17 protein-coding genes and 1 pseudogene are annotated in these 21,077 nt (G+C 65.9%); 3 read left to right on the top strand and 15 right to left on the bottom strand.

The genetic code is table 11. The annotated features are described in order from the left end of the window. From R2676_RS06930 to R2676_RS06885, 10 genes and pseudogenes are all read right to left on the bottom strand, one after another. Positions 1-131, bottom strand: a pseudogene (locus tag R2676_RS06930) (IS256 family transposase); the annotation flags it as partial. A 415-nt stretch (positions 132-546) separates the two neighbouring features. Then, entirely contained in the window at positions 547-1,395 is an 849-nt protein-coding gene (locus R2676_RS06925; protein ID WP_206273494.1) for a hypothetical protein, read from the bottom strand. Beyond that, positions 1,392-2,402, bottom strand: coding sequence for a YaiO family outer membrane beta-barrel protein (locus tag R2676_RS06920; protein ID WP_316856750.1), 1,011 nt, complete (start codon positions 2,400-2,402; stop codon positions 1,392-1,394). The genes R2676_RS06925 and R2676_RS06920 overlap by 4 nt, the downstream gene beginning before the upstream one ends. A 115-nt stretch (positions 2,403-2,517) precedes the next feature. After that, the gene (locus tag R2676_RS06915) at positions 2,518-4,368 is read right to left on the bottom strand and encodes a polysaccharide deacetylase family protein (RefSeq protein WP_206273495.1); all 1,851 of its coding nucleotides are present in this window, start codon (positions 4,366-4,368) and stop codon (positions 2,518-2,520) included. Next, a complete protein-coding gene (locus R2676_RS06910) occupies positions 4,365-5,351 on the bottom strand; it encodes a hypothetical protein (RefSeq protein ID WP_316856753.1) in 987 nt (328 codons plus the stop codon). Before R2676_RS06910 ends, R2676_RS06915 begins: the two co-directional genes overlap by 4 nt. Positions 5,352-5,361: 10 nt before the next feature. Then, positions 5,362-6,405, bottom strand: a complete 1,044-nt coding sequence (locus R2676_RS06905; RefSeq protein ID WP_206273497.1) for a bactofilin family protein — start codon at positions 6,403-6,405, stop codon at positions 5,362-5,364. Beyond that, positions 6,402-7,727, bottom strand: coding sequence for a glycosyltransferase family 2 protein (locus R2676_RS06900; protein ID WP_206273498.1), 1,326 nt, complete (start codon positions 7,725-7,727; stop codon positions 6,402-6,404). Before R2676_RS06900 ends, R2676_RS06905 begins: the two co-directional genes overlap by 4 nt. A 21-nt stretch (positions 7,728-7,748) precedes the next feature. Continuing rightward, positions 7,749-8,900 carry a non-hydrolyzing UDP-N-acetylglucosamine 2-epimerase gene (gene wecB / locus R2676_RS06895; RefSeq protein ID WP_206273499.1) on the bottom strand — a complete coding sequence of 384 codons (1,152 nt, stop codon included), beginning with the start codon at positions 8,898-8,900 and terminating at the stop codon, positions 7,749-7,751. 557 nt (positions 8,901-9,457) lie between these two features. Further along, on the bottom strand, positions 9,458-10,759 hold the full coding sequence (locus R2676_RS06890; RefSeq protein ID WP_316856756.1) for an MFS transporter: 1,302 nt from the start codon (positions 10,757-10,759) through the stop codon (positions 9,458-9,460). Between the two features lie 148 nt (positions 10,760-10,907). Beyond that, on the bottom strand, positions 10,908-11,735 hold the full coding sequence (locus tag R2676_RS06885) for a putative hydro-lyase (RefSeq protein WP_206273500.1): 828 nt from the start codon (positions 11,733-11,735) through the stop codon (positions 10,908-10,910). Between the two features lie 211 nt (positions 11,736-11,946). Here R2676_RS06885 and R2676_RS06880 point away from each other — a divergent pair, with 211 nt between their 5' ends. Next, positions 11,947-12,861 carry a glutaminase gene (locus tag R2676_RS06880; protein ID WP_206273501.1) on the top strand — a complete coding sequence of 305 codons (915 nt, stop codon included), beginning with the start codon at positions 11,947-11,949 and terminating at the stop codon, positions 12,859-12,861. A gap of 37 nt (positions 12,862-12,898) precedes the next feature. Here the strand turns inward: R2676_RS06880 and R2676_RS06875 are convergent, their stop codons facing one another. Further along, positions 12,899-13,843, bottom strand: coding sequence for a LysR family transcriptional regulator (locus R2676_RS06875; RefSeq protein ID WP_027679083.1), 945 nt, complete (start codon positions 13,841-13,843; stop codon positions 12,899-12,901). Between the two features lie 365 nt (positions 13,844-14,208). Between R2676_RS06875 and modB the strand changes: the two genes are divergently transcribed. Further along, on the top strand, positions 14,209-14,895 hold the full coding sequence (gene modB, locus R2676_RS06870) for a molybdate ABC transporter permease subunit (RefSeq protein ID WP_206273502.1): 687 nt from the start codon (positions 14,209-14,211) through the stop codon (positions 14,893-14,895). After that, complete coding sequence (locus R2676_RS06865; protein ID WP_206273503.1) at positions 14,892-15,635, top strand: ATP-binding cassette domain-containing protein; 744 nt, start codon at positions 14,892-14,894, stop codon at positions 15,633-15,635. The genes modB and R2676_RS06865 overlap by 4 nt, the downstream gene beginning before the upstream one ends. A 2-nt stretch (positions 15,636-15,637) precedes the next feature. On the opposite strand, the gene R2676_RS06860 is transcribed toward R2676_RS06865, so the two are convergent. From R2676_RS06860 to R2676_RS06845, 4 genes are all read right to left on the bottom strand, one after another. Continuing rightward, positions 15,638-16,135 carry a flavodoxin family protein gene (locus R2676_RS06860; protein WP_206273504.1) on the bottom strand — a complete coding sequence of 166 codons (498 nt, stop codon included), beginning with the start codon at positions 16,133-16,135 and terminating at the stop codon, positions 15,638-15,640. Between the two features lie 7 nt (positions 16,136-16,142). Further along, positions 16,143-16,955 (bottom strand): TOBE domain-containing protein, encoded by an 813-nt coding sequence (locus R2676_RS06855; RefSeq protein WP_206273505.1) that lies wholly within the window; start codon positions 16,953-16,955, stop codon positions 16,143-16,145. Between the two features lie 66 nt (positions 16,956-17,021). Further along, positions 17,022-17,525 carry a DUF6622 family protein gene (locus R2676_RS06850; protein WP_206273506.1) on the bottom strand — a complete coding sequence of 168 codons (504 nt, stop codon included), beginning with the start codon at positions 17,523-17,525 and terminating at the stop codon, positions 17,022-17,024. A gap of 122 nt (positions 17,526-17,647) precedes the next feature. Next, positions 17,648-20,398 carry a sensor domain-containing protein gene (locus R2676_RS06845; RefSeq protein ID WP_206273507.1) on the bottom strand — a complete coding sequence of 917 codons (2,751 nt, stop codon included), beginning with the start codon at positions 20,396-20,398 and terminating at the stop codon, positions 17,648-17,650. Between the last annotated feature and the right edge of the window lie 679 nt (positions 20,399-21,077).

The raw sequence follows: 21,077 nt of genomic DNA, 5'->3' as shown, positions 1-21,077 counted from the left end.
AGGGCCTTCTTGAGCGCAAGCGTCGCGGCATTGATGGCTTCGGCTGTCATCGGGCCGCTGCCAAACTGCTCAAGCAGCTCGGCGGGAATCGCCGGCAGATCGCCCGGCTTGGTCTTTGGTTTGCGAGGCATAAACCCTCCTTGAGGGCATGTTATGCCTTGAACACGAAATTACTGACAGGCCCGAATGCGGCCCAAAAACATCCGATACATCGGACCTCCGAGGCCCGAGCACCACCCTCAAACCGTCAACGTTGGCCCTCTGAGGCTCATGCGCGACGGTCGGAGGCTGGAAGGTGGCTGTCCGAGCTCGAAAATTTCGACCTCCGACTGTGGAAGGTGAGTGTTTGGGGCTCGCGTTCGTCCCTCGGAGGTTCGACTTCGACGGTTGGAGGGTCACGTTCGAGCCGTCGACGCTCGTGATTGACGGTTCCAGGGTCGCGCTCCACCGTATGGGCCTCATGTGCTTGCGGCTACGCAGGCCACGCTGGCCGACGAAGCCCCCTGCCTGCTGCGCGCGACGGCACCTCGCAGGCCAGCGGTGCGCCTACGAGAGACGCCGCCCACCCGCCCCACGCGCGTTCCAGCTCATCGCCCATGCATAGAAGCCGACCAGCGTGCCGAACTGCAGGAACACCGCCCACAGCAGAAAGATCTGCGGGTACCACAGCATCGACCCTTTGAGCAGCACCACCGATGCGAGCGTGTACTGAAACGGAATGAACACCGTGAGATACGCCATGCCCATGACGGACAACACCAGCTTGCGGATCAGGCCGAAGTCCATGACGTTGTAGATCAGCGCATAAAGCCACGGCGTGATCAGCACCACCACGACCGACGCCTGCGTGAGCGAGCCGATCGACCCGCCGCCGTCATACGGAAAGCTGGCGGGCCACATGAAGAAGTAGAACTGGGCGCTCGCCTGCACCACGCCAATAAAGCGCAGCCAGTACGCCAGCGGCAACGCGCGGCCGCCGATGAAACGCGTGCCGAACAGCAACGCCAGCGTGACGATCATCCCCACCAGCCATTGCACAGCGGTGGGCAACGCAGCGTCGCTGTGCGGATACGGAATCGCGCCAAAGCCCGGCACCAGCGCCTTGACGGTCGCCAGCCGCACCTGCCCCTCAAGGGCGACGCTCCAGAAACTGATGATGCGTTCCCACAGCCTGGCAATGGTCGGCCACAGCGCGCAGTAGCCTGCGGTGAGCGCCAGCGGAATGCCCAGCACGTCGATCCAGCGCCAGAGCGGAAACGACAAACGCCGCATCGCGCGGTGCATGACGATGCGATCGCCGCGATAACCGATCACCCGCTTGGGCTCATGCCCGCGCAGCCGGCGCTTGGTGGGCAGGTCGTCGGTAGGCCCTTCATCGACGGGCTTGGCGTTCATCGGAAGCTCCAGCGGAAGCCGATTTCACCGTAGGTGCGGTTGTAGAAAGGGTTGTGGTAGTACTGCGCCCCGATGATGAGCAGCAGGTCACGCGCGACACGCTCGCGCCACTGGATGGCGTAGCTCATGCTGTTGTAGTCCGCGCGCTCGGTGCCGGTGGTCAGCACCTGGTAGGCCTCGCGGGCGTGTTCCACGCGCAGGACGAGCGCGCGCTTTTCGTCGTTGCCGATCGTGGCCGCAATGTACTGGCTCGGGCCGAACACCATGCCCGGATTGGCCCGGTTGAAACGCAGGCCGCCCTCCAGCACCACCGACGGGAAATACGCCAGCGTGCTCAGCACCAGCCCCTGGTCATTGCGCACGCTGTCCTGGCCCTGCGCGTAGTAGGCGCCGATGCCGGCCACGAAACGGCGGTCTGGGCCGAACTTGCGATAGCCCGCCACATCCACACGCCACTTCGAGAACAGCTCGCTGTTGCCCGTGCCCGCCCCGACGAGGACGTAGTAATCCTCCGAGAGATCGCGCGTGAGCGAGAGCGCGCCGTACTGGCCCGCAAAGCCAAAGCGGCTCTGCCGGTCCAGCTCGGCCTGCCAGATGCCGTACGAGGTGACCATCATGCCGCGCAGGGCCACGGCGGTAGCGCCGCCAAAGCCATCGCTCATCTGGCCGGTGTCGAGCACGGCTTCGATGGCGGCGCGCTCCGGGGCGTAGGGTTCAGGCAGCGGCTCCGGCACGGTGGGCGCGGTGGCACCGGGCGTCGGCACGGGCGTTGCGGCCAATGCCGTTGCGTCTGCTGGTGGCGCGGCGCCTTCCGGTGCCGCCGGTTGCTCTGGGTCCGTTGCGGCTTCTTGCGGTGTTGCGGGCGCGGCCGGCTGCATGGCTTCGGCCGCCTGTGTCGGTTGCGCGTCTTCGGCGGGCTGGGCCGCGGCGGGCTGTGCCCATGCCGCCGGCGCCGTCATGCCGCAGATGGCAGCCGCCACCATCCACGCAATTGGAGTTCGATCCACGCTGTATTTCCCCGTCTGTTGTCGATGCGGGCGCCGGCCTTTTTTTGTTGTGTAGCGGCGGCCCTCTCTGCTTGTCGTCTTGTGTCTTGTGTCTTGTGCTCAGGTGCTCAGGTGCTCAGGTGCCGGTCTTCAGCTTGGCCGCAATCGTCAGCTTGCTGCCGGCGCCCGCCACCACGCGCCAGTTGTTGCCTTCCCGGACCACGCTGGCCTGGCCCGCATCGACGCGCGGCTCGGCATAACGGTCGGCCGCAAACAGCCACGTCAGCTCGTTCAGGGTGTCCGGGTTTTCTGCCGTCACACGCACGTCCCCGCGTTCCGATGTGGTCTGCCACACGGTCTTCTCGCGGCGCTCGGCAAAATCGGCCATCTGCGTGATGGTGTGCCAGCGGAAGCGCTTGCGCGCCTCTTGCGCATCGGCGGCTTCCATCAGGGCGTCAATGGCGTGCAGGTAGCGCACCGCACCCGGCGGGTGGAAGTAGATCAGGCGGATCTCGCCGGAGTCGGTGGTGAACTTGACCAGCGAGGTCAGCCACGCCGCAATCTCCGCTTCCGGAATGTGCGCCATGTCGGCTTCTTCAATGGTCGCGTATTGCCCGTACGTCTGCACCGGGAACGACCAGATGTGCTCGTCGCGCCGGCCGTTGCGATACGTGCGCGTCGGGCCCTGGCCGATGTTGCCGGTGAAGTAGTAGCCCTTGACGTTGTGCTCGTCCAGCCAGCGCGTCGCCCACTCGGGCTGGTTGCCGGTCGGGGCCGAATACTCGGTCTGCGGCTTGCCGGTCAGCGCCTCGATGGCGTCTGCGTTCTTCTGCAGATAGGTCTCCATGGTGGCCTGGTTGTCTTCCGTCACGTTCAGGCCGAACCAGTCGTGAATCCAGCCGCCGTGGCTGCCCACCTCGTGCCCTTGCTTCATCAGGCCGTGCACGACCTCCGCAAACGCGGGGTTGTGGGCCAGGTTCACGCCCAGCCCGTCGCCAAACTGGCGCTGGTCGGGGCCGGCGGTGATATGGAAGCTGAACGGCCCGCGCTTGAAGACGCCGTCTTCGATCAGCTTGTCGGTGGCGTCAATACAGATGCGCGCATCGCAGTGCCAGTTCAGCACCAGGCCACCCACGCCCTGCGGCGCCGGCGACAGGCGCGGCTGCTCCAGTACGTGGCCGGCAAAGTAGCTCAGGAAGCCGTGCATCAGCACGCCGTCGGTGCGCAGCTTCAGATACGTCAGCGGCAGGTTGACGAACAGCACGTGGCCTTTGCCCACGGTGCGCTCGCCGGCAATGATCGAGCTGTCTTCGGAGCGCAGCAGTACCTTGCCGGCGTAGTCGCCGTGGGTGCGCAGGGTCGGGTACTGCAGCATGTCCTGCCCGTAGCCCGACAGCACCGCACGCCCATTCGACACGATCCAGCGCCCCGGCGGAATGTGCAGATCGACCATCGCATCGGGCTGGCCGTAGACGGTCGCCTGGCTGGCCATCTTTTCGCGCAGCGTGGAATAGAAACCGTATTGCACGCCGGCCAGCGTCGACAGGCGCGAGGCGCCGTCCTCGTAGAAGCCCTTCTCGTTGAGGATGCCGGCGTCGTACACCTGCATCAGCGCGCCGCCGTCCTGCACGAACTGGCTGATCTGGTTGACGAGCGCGGTCGTCATCGAACGGTGCACGGTATCCGGCAGGATCACGCCGGCAAACACGCGCTCCCCCTTCAGCCCATGGCGCACGAAATCCGACGCCGACATGGTGCGCAGGCGCACGCCCTCTTCCAGCGCCGCGTCTTCCCAGGCCTGCACGTAGATGCGGTTGTCTTGCCCGAGGTTGTCGGGCACCACCAGCACGATGTCGTCGGTCTGCGGGCGGCCCGGGCCGGCACTGAGGTTGCGCGCCAGCAGCAGCGCACAGGCTGCAAAGGCGATCAGGATCAGCAGACTGGTCAGGTGCTTGCGCCAGTCGATGCGCTTGGAAGGTGTGCTCATTGGGAAACAGCCAGTGCATGCGAGAGCCCGATCAGCGCGCCCTCTTCCATCAAGTTCCAGCGGCCGGCTGCGCGCCATTGCGGCACGGCCTGCAGCCACTTCTGCGCGGTCGGCGCATCGCCCAGCGTGTAGGCCGCCCAGGCGATCAGGCCCCAGGGGAACGGGTCCGCCTTGCCCGACAGCCACGTCTGCCCATGGCGGAACATCCACACCGCCCACTTGCGCCGGGCAGCGGAGCCGGTCTCCAGGTCATGCACCCACGGATACACCGGCGCAACCGCCGTCGGGTAGAAGCCGTACGGCGTGGGCGGCAGGCTCACGCGTGCAGGATCGAGCGCGCCGTTCAGTTGGTAACCGTAGGCCTGGGCGAGGCCATCCATCATCTGCCTGTGCGACGGCAGCGCGGCCAGTTCCTGCGTGTAGTGCAACGCGGCCTTGGGGTCGGCACGCAGGCGCTTGAGCGCGCCGGCCACTTCCACATTGTCGGCAAAGTAGGCTTCGGGCCGATCCGCAAATGCCTGGAACGTGGTGCGTTTCGGGTCCCACAGCGTGGCGAGGTGCATAAGCGACAGGCTGCAGCTGGGCAGCAGTTGCGGCGGGCCATGCAGGATCTCGTTGACGAGCAGGCACCAGAACACGGCTTGCGAGTCATCCGCATCGGCGTGGCCGCATGCTCGCCACCCTTCCGTGCCGCTGCGGCAAATGCGCGGGAACGTGCCATTGGCCTGTTGATAGGGCAGCAGCCAATTGGCCAGTGCCACGGCCGGCGCCTGCACGTCGACACCGAGGCGGTGGGCGACCAGCAGGGCTTCGATCGCAACGTAGGGCTCCACGTAATCGCCTTGGGCGAAGACGGTCATGGCGCCGTCGGGCGTGGTGAAGTCTTCAAACATCGTGGCACCGTGCACAGCGGCAGTCGACAGGGCAAGCGCGGCCAGCACCGCGCCACAGCGGCGAACGCAAGCGCGCCAGAACGTGACCATGCGTGCCTCCTTACCCTTCCACACGCGCGAACTCGTGCGCGGTAATCACGCCATGCACGACGCAGCCCGGCGCGACGAACAGGCGGTTGCAGACGAGCGTGGTCGGTGCATCGGGGCGGCCGATGCGGCAGTTCGGCCCGAGCACGATGTCTTCAAAGCCGATGAGCGGGCCCAGCACCGCGCTGCCCGCACCGATTTCCAGGTTCTTGCGCGCCGATAGCGTGCCCGCAATGCGCACGCCGTCGCCCGTGCGCAGGTGCCCATGCGTCTTGATGCTGCCCTGGAGCGCCATGCCACCCGCGACGCGGCAATCGCCGCGCACCACGTAGTCGCAATCGGTTGCCTCGTTGGCCGCGAGCGTGGCATCGCCGTCGAGCACGCGCCGCTCCGTGGCCGGCTTCGGCAAACCGACCGGCTGCGCTGCGCTGCGCACGTCGCCAAACATCACCTCACCGGCGCCCGCGCGCTCGAAGCGCGCCGGGGCGGCCATCTCGATGCGTTCCTCCGCCGTGACGCGGCCTTCGACGCGCACATTCGGCAGCAGCCGCACATTGCGGCCATGCACCCAGCGCTGCACCACCACGTTCTCGCCCAGCTCGATATCGCCTTCGGCGAGGCAGGCACGCAGGCGGGTATCGCGCTCGACTTCGACATCCTGCTCGACATACAAATCGGCGCGCACGCGGCTGCGCGGGCCCAGCCACGCGTTGCCGCGAAACACGACGATGTGGTTGACCTTGTCCAGCATGCGCGCGAGCCCCGACTGCTCGACTGCGGGGCGGCCGCGCGGGTCGCGCGCCACGCTCAGTTCTGCGCTCACGGGCACCTGGTAGGCGGCACCTTCGGCACGCATGGCTTCGACATCCACGCCGTACTGTTCTTGCAGCCGGCGGCGGAAGCTGTTGGCAAAGAAGGTCAGATTGTTCGGCTGGTCACGCCGCATCGGCAGCGGCGCGGAATCGGTCGGGCGCAGCCACTCCGACAACGCCGGCAGGAACGGCAGCACCAGCAGCCCCGCAACGGAGCCGCTCAGCAACAGCATGCTTCCGATCATGTGCCCTCCGTGCCCGTGGGCACCGGCACCTCGCCGGCCATGATGTTGACCACGCCTGCGGCTTCCGTGCGGAAGCGCTCGGTCTTGTCCCACACCAACTCGCGCTTCTTCACGGCGTCGATCACCTGCGTCACGCCGGCGCGCGAGATCGTCATCATGCTGACCAGGAAACCGAACAGGTTCAGCGGCAGCAGGCGGATGCGGTTACGATGGCCGTCCAGGTAGGTGGCCGCCGCGATCTCGAAGAACGCCGCATTCGTGCCGAGCCCGCCGTAGCACAGCAGCGCCGCGAGCAGCACCCAGCCCGAGACGATCGACTGCGCCGCGGCATAGAACAGGATGACCGCCACCACCCAGCCGGCCAGCTGCACCATCGGCATGACGAAGATCAGCAGCAGCAATGCGCCGTCCAGCCGTTCCAGCCGGCTGATGCGATCGTTGGCGAGGAGCTTGCGGATGTTGTGCACCATCACCTGGTTGTGCCCGCGCGACCAGCGGCTGATCTGTTTGAGCCGCACCGGCCAGACTTCAGGCACCTCTTCGTAGCACTCGGAGCGGTTCTGGTAGACCGTCTTCCAGCCGTGCTGCAGCAGACGGAACGTCACGTCGGTGTCTTCGGCCAGCGTGTCGATGTTCCAGCCGCCGATGTCGTCCAGCGCGCGGCGGCGGATGCCGCCCACGGTGCCGCCGTACTGCGGCACCAGGCCGAGGTTCATGCGCGCGGTCTGGTCGACCTGGTAACCGCCGGAGCGCTCCAGGTCGAGCAGGCGCGTGAGCAGGTTTGCGCCGGCATTCACCGGCACCACGCGGCCCATGATGGCGCCCACTTCCGGGTCGAAGAACGGCGCCACGAGTTGCTTGATGAGGCCGCGCGCCGGCAGGTAGTCGGCGTCGAACACGATCATGATTTCGGCGTCGATCAACTGCGTGGCATCGCGCAGCGCGGCCGCCTTGCCGGGCCGGCCTTCGGTACGGTGAAACAGCTGGAAGCGCCCGGGGTTGCGCGCCGCAATCTCGTCGATGATCTCGCGCGTGCGGTCCTTGGAGCGATCGTTGACCGGCATGATGGTCAGCTTGTCGCGCGGGTAGTCCACCAGCAGCAGCGCGTTCAGGCAGTCGGCAATCACGCGCTCTTCGTTGTGTGCCGCCACGCAGACCACCACGCTCGGCCACGCGCCCTGTTCGATGTCGAGATACGGCTGGCGCTGACGGCCGAACAGCCGGTTCAGCGTGAACAGGTAGTGCCGCGCGGTGTAGACGACGAGCAGCGTGATGATGCAGAACGCAAGCACCAGCAGGATATCGATCGCGAGCGTGGACATGGTCTTCGTTGCCTTCGGCCGTCAGGCCGCTTGAAGTTCTTCGCCCAGAAACTCCTGGACATGCGCACCGCCCAAGGCGGCCACGATGCGCTGCGAGGCGAGCCCGTCGCCGTATGGGTTCAGCCGCTGCGAGAACGCACGCCAGGCGTCGTCGTTGTCGTACAGGTGGCTCACGGCTCCGACGATGCTGTCCACCTCCGTGCCGACCAGGCGCACGGTGCCGGCCTGCACGGCCTCCGGCCGCTCCGTCACGTTGCGCATGACAAGCACCGGCTTGCCCAGCGACGGCGCTTCTTCCTGCACGCCGCCCGAGTCCGTCAGGATCACGTGGGCGCGCTGCATCAGGCGCACGAAGCGGGCGTAGTCCAGCGGCTCGATCAGGTGCACGTTCGGCAGGCCTGCCAGCGCAGCCTGCACAGGCCCGCGCACGTTCGGGTTCAGGTGGATGGGGTAGACGATCTGGATGTCGTCGCGGCGGGCCAGCGTGGCCAGCGCATCGCAAATGTTGGCGAAGCCCGAACCGAAGTTCTCACGGCGGTGGCCCGTCACGAGCAGGACCTTGCGTTCGTCGTTCAGAAACGGGAAATGCGCATCCAGCTCGGCGCGGAAGGCGTCGTCCTGCAGGATGCGCTGCGTGGTCTGCAGCAGCGCGTCGATCACGGTGTTGCCCGTCACCAGGATGCGGCCGCCCAGGTTTTCCGCCTGCAGGTTGCGGCGCGACGAATCGGTCGGCGCGAACAGCAGATCGGCACACACGTCGATGGTGCGGCGGTTCATCTCTTCCGGCCAGGGCTGGTAGAGGTCGCCCGTGCGCAGGCCGGCTTCCACATGGCCGATGGGAATGCGGCGATGGAACGCCGCCATGGCCGACATCATTGCGGTGGTCGTATCGCCGTGGACGAGGATGCGATCGGGCCGCACGGTTTCCAGCACGTCGTCAAAAGCCGTGAGCAGGCGCGCGCTCAGTCCGTTCAGCGTCTGGTTCTGCGTCATCAGTTCCAGGTCGTACTGCGGCGTGATGTCGAACAGGTCCAGCACCTGCTGCAGCATCTGCTTGTGCTGCCCCGTCACGCACACAACGGACTCCATGGCCGACTGCTCGGCCAGCGCCTTGACGAGCGGCGCCATCTTGATCGCTTCGGGCCGCGTGCCGAAGACGGAGAGAATTTTCATAACCGGATAGAAGAAGCGCCGCCTACGCGTCGCAGACGCGCATACAGCTCACAGGACTGACGAAGGGAATCGAATGACGCCTCGTCCGTGCCTCCTTCTTGTTGTCGTGCGACCGTGGGGGGCGGGGATATCGGGCGTCGTGCAGGCCGCAATTTTCTCAATGAACGCGCCATTGCCGCCACCCCTCGTTTTTTTAAACAGAAAGGCTGACTAGGATTACCCCTTCTTTAGGGGGGACCGTAATGAATGGGAAGCCGCGGAGAAAAAGTGACGGATACGCGCCTGCGTTCCTGAGACTGTCCGCGGGGGGCGGAGCCGCACTGGCGCTTGCATTGCGGCCGATTGATTGCCTGAAATTGAATGACCGGGCAGTGAATCAGCGTTTCATGTCCGGTTTGTCTTGAAAACCGAAGCATGCGCAATTGCAACGCAAATGAAAACACAAAACGCCTGAATCATTCCCACCCATTCGAGGGGTATGTCGATTTGTCAGCAAAAAAAAAGCGCGGCGTCTTCCAAACGCCGCGCGCTGTGCATCGTTGGGGGAAGCACAGAAGTTAAATCGATTCGAGTTCGCGACCGCGCGTTTCCGGCAACGTGAGTGCCGCCACAATCAGCAGTCCATAGGCGCCCGCCGCGAAGATGCCGATGGCATGCCCGAGCGAAGAATGCGCACTCATCTGCCCGATCAGGAACGGAAAGCACGCGCCAATCGCCCGGCCGACGTTGTAGCAAAAGCCCTGGCCCGAGCCGCGCACCGACGTCGGGAACAGCTCGGTCAGGAAGGCGCCCATGCCGGCAAAGATGCCCGACGCAAAGAAGCCAAGCGGCAGGCCGAGCAGCAGCATCATGTTGTCGGTCACTTCCAGGTGCGTGTAGGCCAGCGCCACCACCATCGAGCCCACCGCAAAGAGGATGAAATTGCGTTTGCGGCCGAGGCGGTCGGTCAGCACGGCGCTGGTGAGGTAGCCGATGTACGACCCGATGATCACCACTGCCAGATAACCGCCGGTGCCGAGCACGGTGAGATGGCGTTCGGTCTTCAGGAACGTCGGCAGCCACGTGGTGATGGCGTAGTAGCCGCCCTGTGCGCCGGTGGTCAGCACGGCGGCGCGCAGCGTGGTGCTCAACAGCCGTGGCGAGAAAATCGCGAAGAAGCTCGTGCGTTCAGCGGCCTGCGACTTTGCTTCCTGAAACACCTCAGGCTCTTTCACCAGCCGGCGCAGGAAGAACACGAACACCGCCGGCACGATCCCCACCAAGAACAACGCGCGCCATGCGGTTTCAGGCGGCATCACGCTGAAGAACCACGCATACAGCAATGCCGACGCGCCCCAGCCCAGCGCCCACCCGGCCTGCACCATGCCGACGGCCTTGCCGCGGTCCTGCGCGCGAATGGCTTCGCCGATCAGCACGGCGCCGGCCGTCCACTCGCCGCCAAAGCCGAAGCCCATCAGCGTGCGTGCAATCAGCAGTTGCTCGTAGTTCTGCGCGAGGCCGCAGAGGAAGGTGAACACCGCAAACCAGAGGATCGTGATCTGCAGCGCGCGCACGCGCCCGATTCGGTCCGACAGGATGCCGGCCACCCAGCCGCCTGCCGCCGATGCCAGCAACGTGCAAGTGCCGATCAACCCCGCATCGGCCTTGGACAGCCCCCACACGCCAATCAGCGTGGGGATGACGAAGCTGAGGATCTGCGTATCCATCGCGTCGAGCGCGTAGCCGACCTTGCAACTCCAGAACGTGCGCCGCTCCTGCGCGGAGATCTCTCCGTACCAGCGGAACAGGACGCCGGAATGGGCTGCGGCTGAGGCGTCCGGCTCGGCGGGCGCTCGCGCAACCGTGGCTTCGGTTGTCATGGTGTTTCCTCCTTGTTACTGATGCTGTCTCGATGCGTTAATCGCTTATTGCTATAAACCGGCGCCTCTGCGTTCGCCAGTTGGAACCCCGATACCCGTCCGTCTTATCCGTCTTGTCTGTTTTTCTTCCGGCCCTGCGACCGCGCGTTCAGGCGAGCGCTGCGGTGCGCAGGTCGGTGATCAGCATGTGCCCCGGCGCATGCGTGATGCACAGCTCAGGCCGCGCCTGTTGCACCACGGCCTGGGGTGTCACACCGCAAGCCCAGAACACCGGCACCTCGCCCGGTTGCACGGGCACCGCATCGCCCCAATCGGGCTGGGAGATATCTGCAATGCCGATGGCCGCCGGATCGCCAAAGTGCACCGGCGCCCCGTGCGCACGCGGCATGCGCGAGGTGATTTCAATCGCGCGGATGGCGTCGGGCACCGTCATCGGCCGCATCGACACCACCAGCTTGCCCGCCAGGCGCGACGTACCGACCGTCTCGATCGACGTGCGATACATCGCCACGTTGCGCGACATGGCGATATGGCGCAGCGGCACGCCGGCTTCCATCAACGCATGCTCGAACGAGAACGAGCAGCCGATGGCGAAGGCCACCATGTCGTCTGTCCACAGCGCTTCAACGTCGGCCGGCTCGTCGGCCAGCTCGCCGTTGCGATAGACGCGATAGCGCGGCACGTCGCGGCGCACGTCAACGTCCTGACCCAGATGGCGGAATACCGGCACGCCGGGCTCGGTCACGTCCAGCAGCGGGCATGGTTTCGGGTTGAGCTGGCAGAAACGCAGGAACTCGTTGGCCCACGTATCGCGCAGCATCACGATGTTGGCCTGCACGTAGCCATCGCACAGGCCGCTGGTATGGCCGCGCAGCACGCCGGAGCGCGCCGCCAGCCGGGCGGAATACGGATTTGCGTAGGCCACGCTGGCACCTGTGCGGGCCGGTGCGGGTGCGGGCGCCGGTGGTTCCGGCATTCTCTTTGCCTGGGCTGTCTCCACTGCCGTTGTCATGCACGTGCTTCCAAAAAGAGTGGTTCGGTTGTTCGTGCGGCAAATTGTGAAAGCCTGATGAAACGCGGTCCAACGAAAGTTTCGGATTGCCTGCGATAGGAAAAGATGATTGCCGAGGCGACTGCAGCACCCGCGTGTAGAATCCTCGCCCCACCGTTTGCCCTCCTGGCCTGACATGGACTACCAAGCGATCCTGGACACCATCCACCGCGACATCCAGCCGTACCTCGGCCGGGGGCGGGTTGCCGATTACATCCCCGAACTGGCCGGCGCCAGCGCGACGGATTTCGGCATGGCCCTCGTCACGCTCGGCGGCGATATCTACACGGTGGGCAAGGCGGATGTGCCGTTCTCGATCCAGAGCGTGTCCAAGCTGTTTGCCTGCACGCTGGCCTTTCAGCTCGAGGGCGAAGCGCTCTGGCAACGCGTTGGCCGCGAACCTTCCGGCAACGCATTCAACTCGCTGGTGCAGCTCGAATACGAGAACGGCATCCCGCGCAACCCGTTCATCAATGCCGGTGCGCTGGTCGTGACCGACGTGCTGTGCCGGCGCTTCGTGCAGGCCGAGACCGCGCTGGTGCAGTTCATGCGGCGGCTGGTCGACAACCCGCGCATCGACTACGTGCGGCGGGTGGCCGAATCCGAACTGGCCCACGCCGACCGCAATCGCGCAATGGCGCACTTCATGAAGAGCTTCGGCAACCTGCACATGCCGGTGGAAACCGTCATCGATGCGTACTGCCGCCAGTGCGCCATCGAGATGGACTGCACGGACCTCGCACGCGCGGTGCTGTTTCTCGCCAACGGCGGCGTCGTGCCGTGGAGCGGCGAGCGCATCGTCGACGCCAGCCCCGCCAAGCGCCTCTCCGCTCTGATGCTGACCTGCGGCACCTACGACGCAGCAGGCGACTTTGTCTATCGCGTTGGCCTGCCCGCAAAGAGCGGCGTGGGCGGCGGCATCGTTGCCGTGCTGCCCGGCGAATTTGGCGTGTGCGTGTGGTCGCCGGGGCTGGACGTCAGCGGCAACTCGCTGGCCGGTCTGCAGGCGCTGGAATGGCTGACGACGCTGACCGGGCGCTCGATCTTCTGACGCTGCCGCCACGGCACGCTTGCGTAGTTCAGGCGGCTCAGGCGGCTTCCGAGTTGCGCTCGACTTCTTCGGCGATGGCGTAGCGCGGGCCGACCGACAGGCAGAATTCCCGCGCCATCGTGCGCGCCAGGCCGACGATGGCCTCGTGCACCTCCAGCCCCGCCCCCGCGCGCCACGACGCGATGATCGGCAAGGTGGGCAACGCCGGCTCCACTTCCAGCACCGTCAAGGCGCCGCTCTCGATGCGGTCGCGCACCAGAACGGTGGGCAACGCGCCCACGCCAAAGCCGTCGCCCACCAGGCGCGTCATGGCGGCCACCGAGTTCACGCAGTTCACGCGCGGTGATTCCACCCCGCTCAGGTGCAGCAGGTTGAGCATGTCCTGATGCGGCCGCGAGTTGCGCACGAAGGTGATGAGCCGTTCGCGCGCCAGTTCGCCCAAGCTGCCATACGGATGGGCCAGCCGCGAATTGGTGGCCACCACCCAGTGAATCGGGTACTGCGCGAGCTGCACGTTGCGCACGCTTTCGGCACGCAGCAGATCGGTCTGGAAGGCAATGTCGAGCGCGCCCTTCTGCAGTTGCTCGACGAGGTGCATCGCGCTGTCGGCCACGAGTTCGATTTCCAGCGCAGGGAACATCTCGGCGGTGCGCGCGATGAGCGGCGAGAGCCATGTGTGGATGACGCTGTCCATCGCCCCCACCCGCACGCGCCCTTCAAAGCCCGGGCGCTGTGCCACCGCCGCCTGCAATTGGTGCAGCGTGCTCACCATGCGGTCTGCGTATTCCAGCACCTTGTGGCCGTCGGGCGTGAGCTGCACGCCGCGGGTGTCGCGGTCGAACAGGCGCACGCCTAGCTCTTCTTCCAGCGCGGCAATCCGCGCCGAAATGGAGGCCTGCGTGGTGAACAGCTTGTCTGCGGTGAGGCGAAAACTGCGCAGCCGCGCCACCCAGACAAAGGTTTCCAAGAAACGTAGGTTCATGCCCTGCCCCTCGTATTGTTGTATGCGGCTCGCCTGCGTCGCACCCGCAACGCCATCGGCCCATGCAGCGCGCCCAGGTTACGGATTTTCGTGCTGCGGCGCACGCCCCTGCGCGCCTGTTCGGTGGTTTTTTCTCGCTGCGGCTTGGCGCAATGCAGCGAACCTCGCTTCTGACAACGCCTGCAAGTCGCCCCATGCATGCCCCTTGCCGCATGCCGGACATCACTGTGTCAGGATTGACCGGGCGTTATATCCAACCCTATATTGCGGATAACTCACCCAATCTGTCGCCGGCACCCAACGCGCCACCCGGCCCTTCGCGGGCATCACCCGGCCGGCCGATGGCACCTTCGCAACGTATCCGCATGTCTGCTTCCATCTGGACGCCTCTGCTGCTTTCACTCAAGGTGGCCGGCTGGGCGACGGTTCTCAATCTCGTGCTGGGCGTCGGCGCGGCGTACGCACTCGCGCGCATGCGCAGCCGCCTGCGCGACGTCATCGATTCAGTCCTGACGCTGCCCCTGGTGCTGCCGCCGACGGTGCTCGGCTATTACCTGCTGGTGCTGCTGGGCCGGCGCGGCCCGATCGGCGGATGGCTGGACAGCCTGGGCATCCAGCTGGTCTTTACGTGGCAGGGCGCGGTGATTGCCTCCACCGTTGTGGCGTTCCCGCTGGTCATGAAGTCGGCACGCGCCGCCTTTGAAGGCGTCGATCATCAACTGGAAAACGCGGCGCGCGTGCTGGGCCTGCCCGAGACCGCCGTGTTCTTTCGCGTCACGCTTCCGCTGGCAGCGCGCGGCATTGCCGCCGGCGTGCTGCTGGCCTTTGCGCGCGCCTTGGGCGAATTTGGTGCCACGCTGATGATTGCCGGCAACCTGCCGGGCCGCACGCAGACGCTGTCCGTCGCCATCTACGAAGCCGTGCAGGCCGGCGACGACGCCACGGCCAACACGCTGGTGCTGATCACCTCGCTCACCTGCATCGTGGTGCTGGTGGTGGCCAGCCGCCTGCTGCAGGGGCGCGCGCCGAACCTGCAGGAGCAGCTGGCATGAGCGGCGGCATGATCGATCTCGTCGTGCAGAAAACGCTGGCCAGCGCGGCGCGGGTGTTCTCGCTCGACATTGCCGTGCGCTCCGACAGCCGGCGGGTGGTGCTGTACGGCCCGTCGGGCGCCGGCAAGAGCCTCACGCTGCGCGCCATTGCCGGCCTGATGACACCCGAGCGCGGCCGTATCGTGCTGAACAGCCGCACGCTGTTCGACCATGCCGACGGCATCAACCTCAGTGCGCAGGAACGCCGCGTCGGCTATCTCTTCCAGGATTACGCGCTCTTCAACCACCTGACGGTGGCGCAGAACATCGCGTTCGGGCTCAAGCGCGGTTGGTTCAACCCGCCGCGCCGCACGCACGACCCGCGCGTCCAGCAGTGGATCGACACGTTCGAGCTGGGCGCGGTCGCCGCCAATTTTCCGACGCAGATTTCCGGCGGCCAGCGCCAGCGTGTGGCACTTGCCCGCGCGCTGATCGCCGAGCCGTCCATGCTGCTCCTCGACGAGCCGTTTGCCGCGCTGGACCCGGCGTTGCGCACGCGCATGCGCTCCGAGCTGTCTGCCCTGCAAGCGCGGCTACAGGTGCCGATGCTGATGATTACGCACGACCCGGCCGATGTAGAGATGTTCGGCGACCACGTATTCGAGCTGCGCGACGGCCGTGTCGTGGCCGATGCCGTGCGGGCGCCCGATGCGCCACCGCTCTCGCCGTATCCGCATCTGACGGCGGTGGTCAACCGCTAGCGTCAGAACACGCCCAACGCGAGCCCGGTCGCCATGGCCTGCCCGAGGGCACGGCAGCCCTCTAGGTCGTCTGCGCCAAGTTGTTTTGGCGCGAGGATGGCCTCTGGCGTTTGCGCGTGCGTGCAGACGATGATCGGCTCGGCCACGGGCTTGAGCCGCCAGCCGGTGGCAATGCGTTCAATCTGACGCACCGCGTTCTGGCCATCGCTGCCCGCGCAGATCAGGCACGCGTATGGACGGCCGTTGATGCGATCGAGCGCGGGGTAGTAGCAGCGATCGAAGAAATCCTTGAGCTGGCCGCTGATGGCAGCGAGGTTTTCGGGTGTTGCGAAAAGATAGCCGTCTGCGGCAAGCACATCGTCGGGACCCGCCTGCGCGGCGTGCAGCAAGCGCACAGTCACACCGCCCTCTTCTGCGGCGCCCGCCAGCGCGGCCTCGGCCATCTGGCGCGTGCCGCCCGTCATCGAGTGGTAGACGATCAGCAGTGTCTTGGGCGTCATGGGCGCTTCAGGCCAATCCCAGAATCACGCTCGACGCTTCAAACACGGCCATGGCTTCCACGCCTTCGGCCAGTGCCAGCGTTTCCACCGCCGTGCGCGAGAGCATGGCCACCAGCACGGTTTCCCCCGCCGATGCGGCGTTCGCATCCAGCAGGCGCAGCCGCACTTCGGCCTGCACCGCACCATCGCGGATTTCCGTGACCACGCACGGCAATTGGTTCTCTGCCGAGACGCGCCACTCGCCGGCGCCGCGCATCAATATCACGGCAGGCGCCTTGATGAGTGCAACGGCCTGCACGCCCGGTGCCAGCCCAAGCACGCGCGTGCTTTCCTGCGTGATGGTGGCGGCGACAGGCTGACCGCCAGGCAGGCGCAGCGTCACCACATCGTTGACAGCGCCCGGTGCGACCGATTCGACCGTGCCGAACAGCGTATTGCGCGCGCTCGTGCGCAGCATCAGGCGGCGCAGCAGGTTGACGTCTTCACTGGCGGCTTTCGCGGCGGCATCCAGGCGCCCGACAAAGCGGCGGTGCTCGGCTTCCAGGGCGCGGAAACTCTCGATCAGCCGTTGCGCGCGCGGCGTCAGCACGCTGCCGCCACCGCCCTTGCCGCCCGTGGTGCGCACCACCAGCGGCTCGCCGGCTAGGTTGTTCATGGTGTCGATGGCGTCCCACGCGGCCTTGTAGGAAAGACCCACGGCTTTGGCGCCTGCCGTGATGGAGCCGGTCTGCCCGATGGCAGCCAGCAGTTCGATCCGGCCACGCCCGCCCCAGTTGTCTTCACCGGCGCGCAGCCAGATGGTGCCGTCGAGTTCCAGCATGTCGTCCCGTCTTGGATGGAGATTGCAACATGCAGGATGTTAACGTGTTAACGCCGATGCACCGGCTCAAGCCGCCGCCAGGCGCGGCGTACGCACATGCAGCAGCACCGAGCGCGAGAGCAGCAGACCGCCCAGGAAGCCGAACAGCGCGCTGAACAGCGCCATGAAGCTGCCGGAGTGCGAGACTTCCGGGTGCATCGCCAGCATCACGTTGTAGGCGTAGCGGGCAGAGAACAAGCCGACGATCACCACCATCGGCACCCAGCTTCCGGGCACGCGCACGGTGTCGGCGGTTTCAGACACGGCACCGTCGGGCGGAGACATGTACGTCAGCAGGAATGCCAGCAGAACAGCCACCAGCCACATCGTCAGTGCCAGCGCGCTGCCATGGCTTGCCATCGACACGCCATAGAGCGAGTACGCGGCCACCACGAGCGGCAGCACGATCAGGCGGCGGCGCGACACGATGCGCGACTGCATCTGACGCACCCCGATGCCGATCAGCACGGCAAACACCACGAACACCCAGGCGGGCGTATGCGAGACGATAGAGGTAATCGATTCGAGCATGGCGGTCTCCCTGTTGGAATGACGCCAGCTTAGGTGCCGGCCCCCGCACGCGGGAGCGGATTGCGACGAACGGCAGAAACGCCGGTGTGAACGGTGGGAAAGGCGCGTTTCCCGCCAGGCCGTCAGCCCAGCGCGGCGCGCACGCCGGCATCCACGACCGACAGGTGCGCCCGCAGCAAGCGGTCGAAACCTTCGGCCGTGACCGGTTTGCCGATGTAGTAACCCTGGATTTCCTGGCAGCCCGCCTTGGCAAGAAACTCCACCTGGTCGGCGTCTTCCACGCCTTCGGCGGTGACCGTCATGCCCAGGGCGCGGGCCATGGCGACGATGGCCTCCGTCAGCGCCACGGAATCCGGATCGCCCGGAATGCCGGTGATGAACGAGCGGTCGATCTTCACGTTGCTGATCGGGAAGCGCTGCAGATACGACAGCGACGAATAGCCGGTGCCGAAGTCGTCGATGGAGATCCGGATGCCCTGCGCGGTGAGCGCATCGAACATGGGGCGAACTTCATCCGCACCGCCCATCAGCAGGCTCTCGGTAATTTCGACTTCGAGCGCGGTGGGCGGCAGGCCGGTGTCGGCCAGCGTCTGCTCGATCATCGGCACCACGTCGCCGGCCTGGAACTGGCGCGCCGACAGGTTGACCGCCATGCGGAAGTCGTAGCCAAGCGCCTCGTACCAGATCACGGCCTGCTCGCAGGCACGGCGCAGGACCCATGCGCCAATCGGCACGATCAGCCCCGTCTCTTCCGCCACCGGGATGAACTCCACCGGCGAGATCGCCCCGAGCTTGGCGCTGTTCCAGCGCAGCAGCGCCTCGGCGCCGACGATGCGATGGCTGGCCAGGTCGTACTTGGGCTGATAGACGAGCTGCAGTTCGTTGTTCTCACGCGCGTCGCGCAGCGCGTTTTCCAGCATGTAGCGGCGTTGCAGGCGGGCGTTCAGTTCAGCCGTGTAGAACTGCGCGCGGTTGCGGCCGTTCTGCTTGGCGCGGTACATGGCGGCGTCGGCCGAACGCAGCAGATCGGAACCCGAAATGCCGTCGTGCGGATACAGCGCCACGCCAATCGACACGCCCAGGTAATACCGCCCGTTGACGGTATCGAACGGCTCGCGCATGGCCTGGAGCAAACGTTCAGCCAGCAGCGCAATGCGCTTTCCCTCGACCCGCTGGTCGATGAGGATGACGAACTCGTCGCCGCCCAGACGCGCGATCACGTCGCCGGGGCCGATGCAGTCGGTCAGGCGCGCGGCGGCGCTTTGCAGCAGGGTGTCGCCGCAGGCATGGCCCGCGGTGTCGTTCACGCTCTTGAAGCGGTCGAGGTCGAGGAAGAAGAGCGCCAGTTCGCGGCTCTCGTCGCGCGCGCCTTCAATGGCGCTTTCGAGGTGCGAGATGAAGAAGCTGCGGTTGGTCAGCCCCGTGAGCGCGTCGTGCGCAGCCAGATGGCGCAGGCGCTGCTCGGCGCGCTTGATGTCGGTGATATCGGCAAACGACAGCATCACGCTGCTGGGCGTCGGCTCGGCGTGACGACGGATGGGAATGATGTTCTGCCGCACCCACATCAGTTCGCCCGTCTTGAGCAACAGCCCATACACGCGGCCGAAGATGGGCTCGCCGGTGCGCAGCACGAGCCCGGACGGCATCATGGTCGAACCGACTTCCTTTCCGTCTTCATCGACCACGCGTTGAATCGGGTCGAGCCGGTTGCGGCCGACAAGCTGCCCGGGGCGCACACGCAGGATGCGCTCGGCGCTGGCGTTGGCCGCCTGCACCACGCCGTCCGGCGACATGATGACGACGCCTTCGTGCAGGTTCGAAATCGCCAGGCGGTAGCGCTCTTCGCTTTCGGCCAGGCCGCGTTCGACGTTGTCTTTCTGGATGGCAACGCCCGCCAGGTGCGTGACGTCGTCAAGGAAATGCTGTTCTTCTTCCACGGGCATGCACGGCTGTCGATAGAACAACGCGAGCACGCCAAGCTTGTCCCCGCGCGATGAACGGATCGGCAACGCCCAGGCAGAAGCAAAGCCAGCCGACAACGCTGCCGTGCGCTCATGCTGCCAGCGCGGGTCGGTCGCAATGTTGTCGATGAGGACGGTGTCGCCCAGGTACACGGCGCAACCGCAGGCGCCGGCGTCGGGGCCGACAGGATTGTTTTCCAGTGTGGCGGCGTAGGCGGCAGGCAGCGTGGGGGCGGCGGCCACGCGCAGCGTCTGGGAGGCGGCATCCAGCAACAGCACCGCCGACATGGCATTCGGATAGACCTGCTCGACGTACAGGCACAGGTGGCGCAGCACGGACGACAGCGTCGCGTTGGAGGCAAGTTGCGCAAGCACGGCATTCTCCGAAGCGAGCAGGCGGCGCGCATGCAGCGCCTCGGCGCGGGCCTGAACGGCGTGTCGCTCCAACGCATGGCGCGACACGGCTTCACGCAGCACGAGCATGACGGCGGGCTGGCCCTCGTGCTCGCACGCGGCGGCTTCGCTGGCAACCAGAACATGCGTGTAGTCGGCGCGCACGAGACGGTGCTCGACGGGCTGGGCAGACACGCCGCTGCTGACCATACCGGCCAGGCGCGGCACCGTCTGGGCCACGTCATCGGGATGAATCAGGCCGGCGAGTTGCAGGCCGGCCAGCTGCGTCGGGTCCTGGGCGCCCAGCAAGCGCGCAGCGGCGGGGTTGGCCCGCACCACGCGCCCATCCACGGTCAGCAGGACCGGGTCGGAAGACAGCCGAGACAGCGCATCGAAATCGGTATTGCGCCCGTCGGCCATCGCCCCGGCCATGACCGCCACCGGACGTTGCGTGGCCTCGGGGCTGGGCGCAACGTCTGCAGGAGAGGCTCCGGCCTGGGCCGGAAGGAACTGGGTCATGGGCAATGCGATGGCGTGAGCGATAACGGCAACAGCGACGGCAATGGGAAAGCGAGTCGCGAGACTACACGTGTCTCGACCCTAACCACAACGGCGCGCTGAGGGAAAACTGAAGGGTGTTGCCTGCGATACCCCTGCCGCGCGTGTGGTGGCCGCCCTACGTTTGCACGGCCCAAGAAAAAACCCGCGCTCAGTTGACGAGGCGCGGGTTGAAATCTCTGGACCGTGTCGATCTGTTCCAGAGAGGAGAACCGACCCATGGGGCAATCGACGCACTAACGCGTTGCATCGCCATGTTGTAAATCATAGTGGCCCCCTCGGAAAAACAAAGGGCGGAAAAGACCGGGTATTCCATCCCATTTTCAATTCCGCCGACCCATTTGTTTTTGGCACTGCACGAACCCCACTGCTGCTTATCCCGTCCGCTTACATCGCCTGCATGTGCGAGCCTGATGTGCAGCCCGTTTCACGATACCGGCGACGCCGGAAAAATCTCCCCGGCATATTGGTTGGTCGGTACATTGATAAGAATGTTCCGAGCGGCGCGATTATGTCGGTCACATGAAGCATTCTGTGCGCATCAAATCACGCTTGCGTGACCCATGAGGCAGATTGCCACGTCAAGTTCGGACGCGGCGTGCCGTTATTGGTCGAAAGAGCGCGCCTGTCCCCTGGCATT

The organism is Ralstonia flatus (assembly GCF_958439105.1).
Lineage (GTDB): Bacteria > Pseudomonadota > Gammaproteobacteria > Burkholderiales > Burkholderiaceae > Ralstonia > Ralstonia flatus.
Note: the sequence above shows the minus strand (reverse complement) of the source record. Positions and strands in the feature narration are given on the sequence as shown.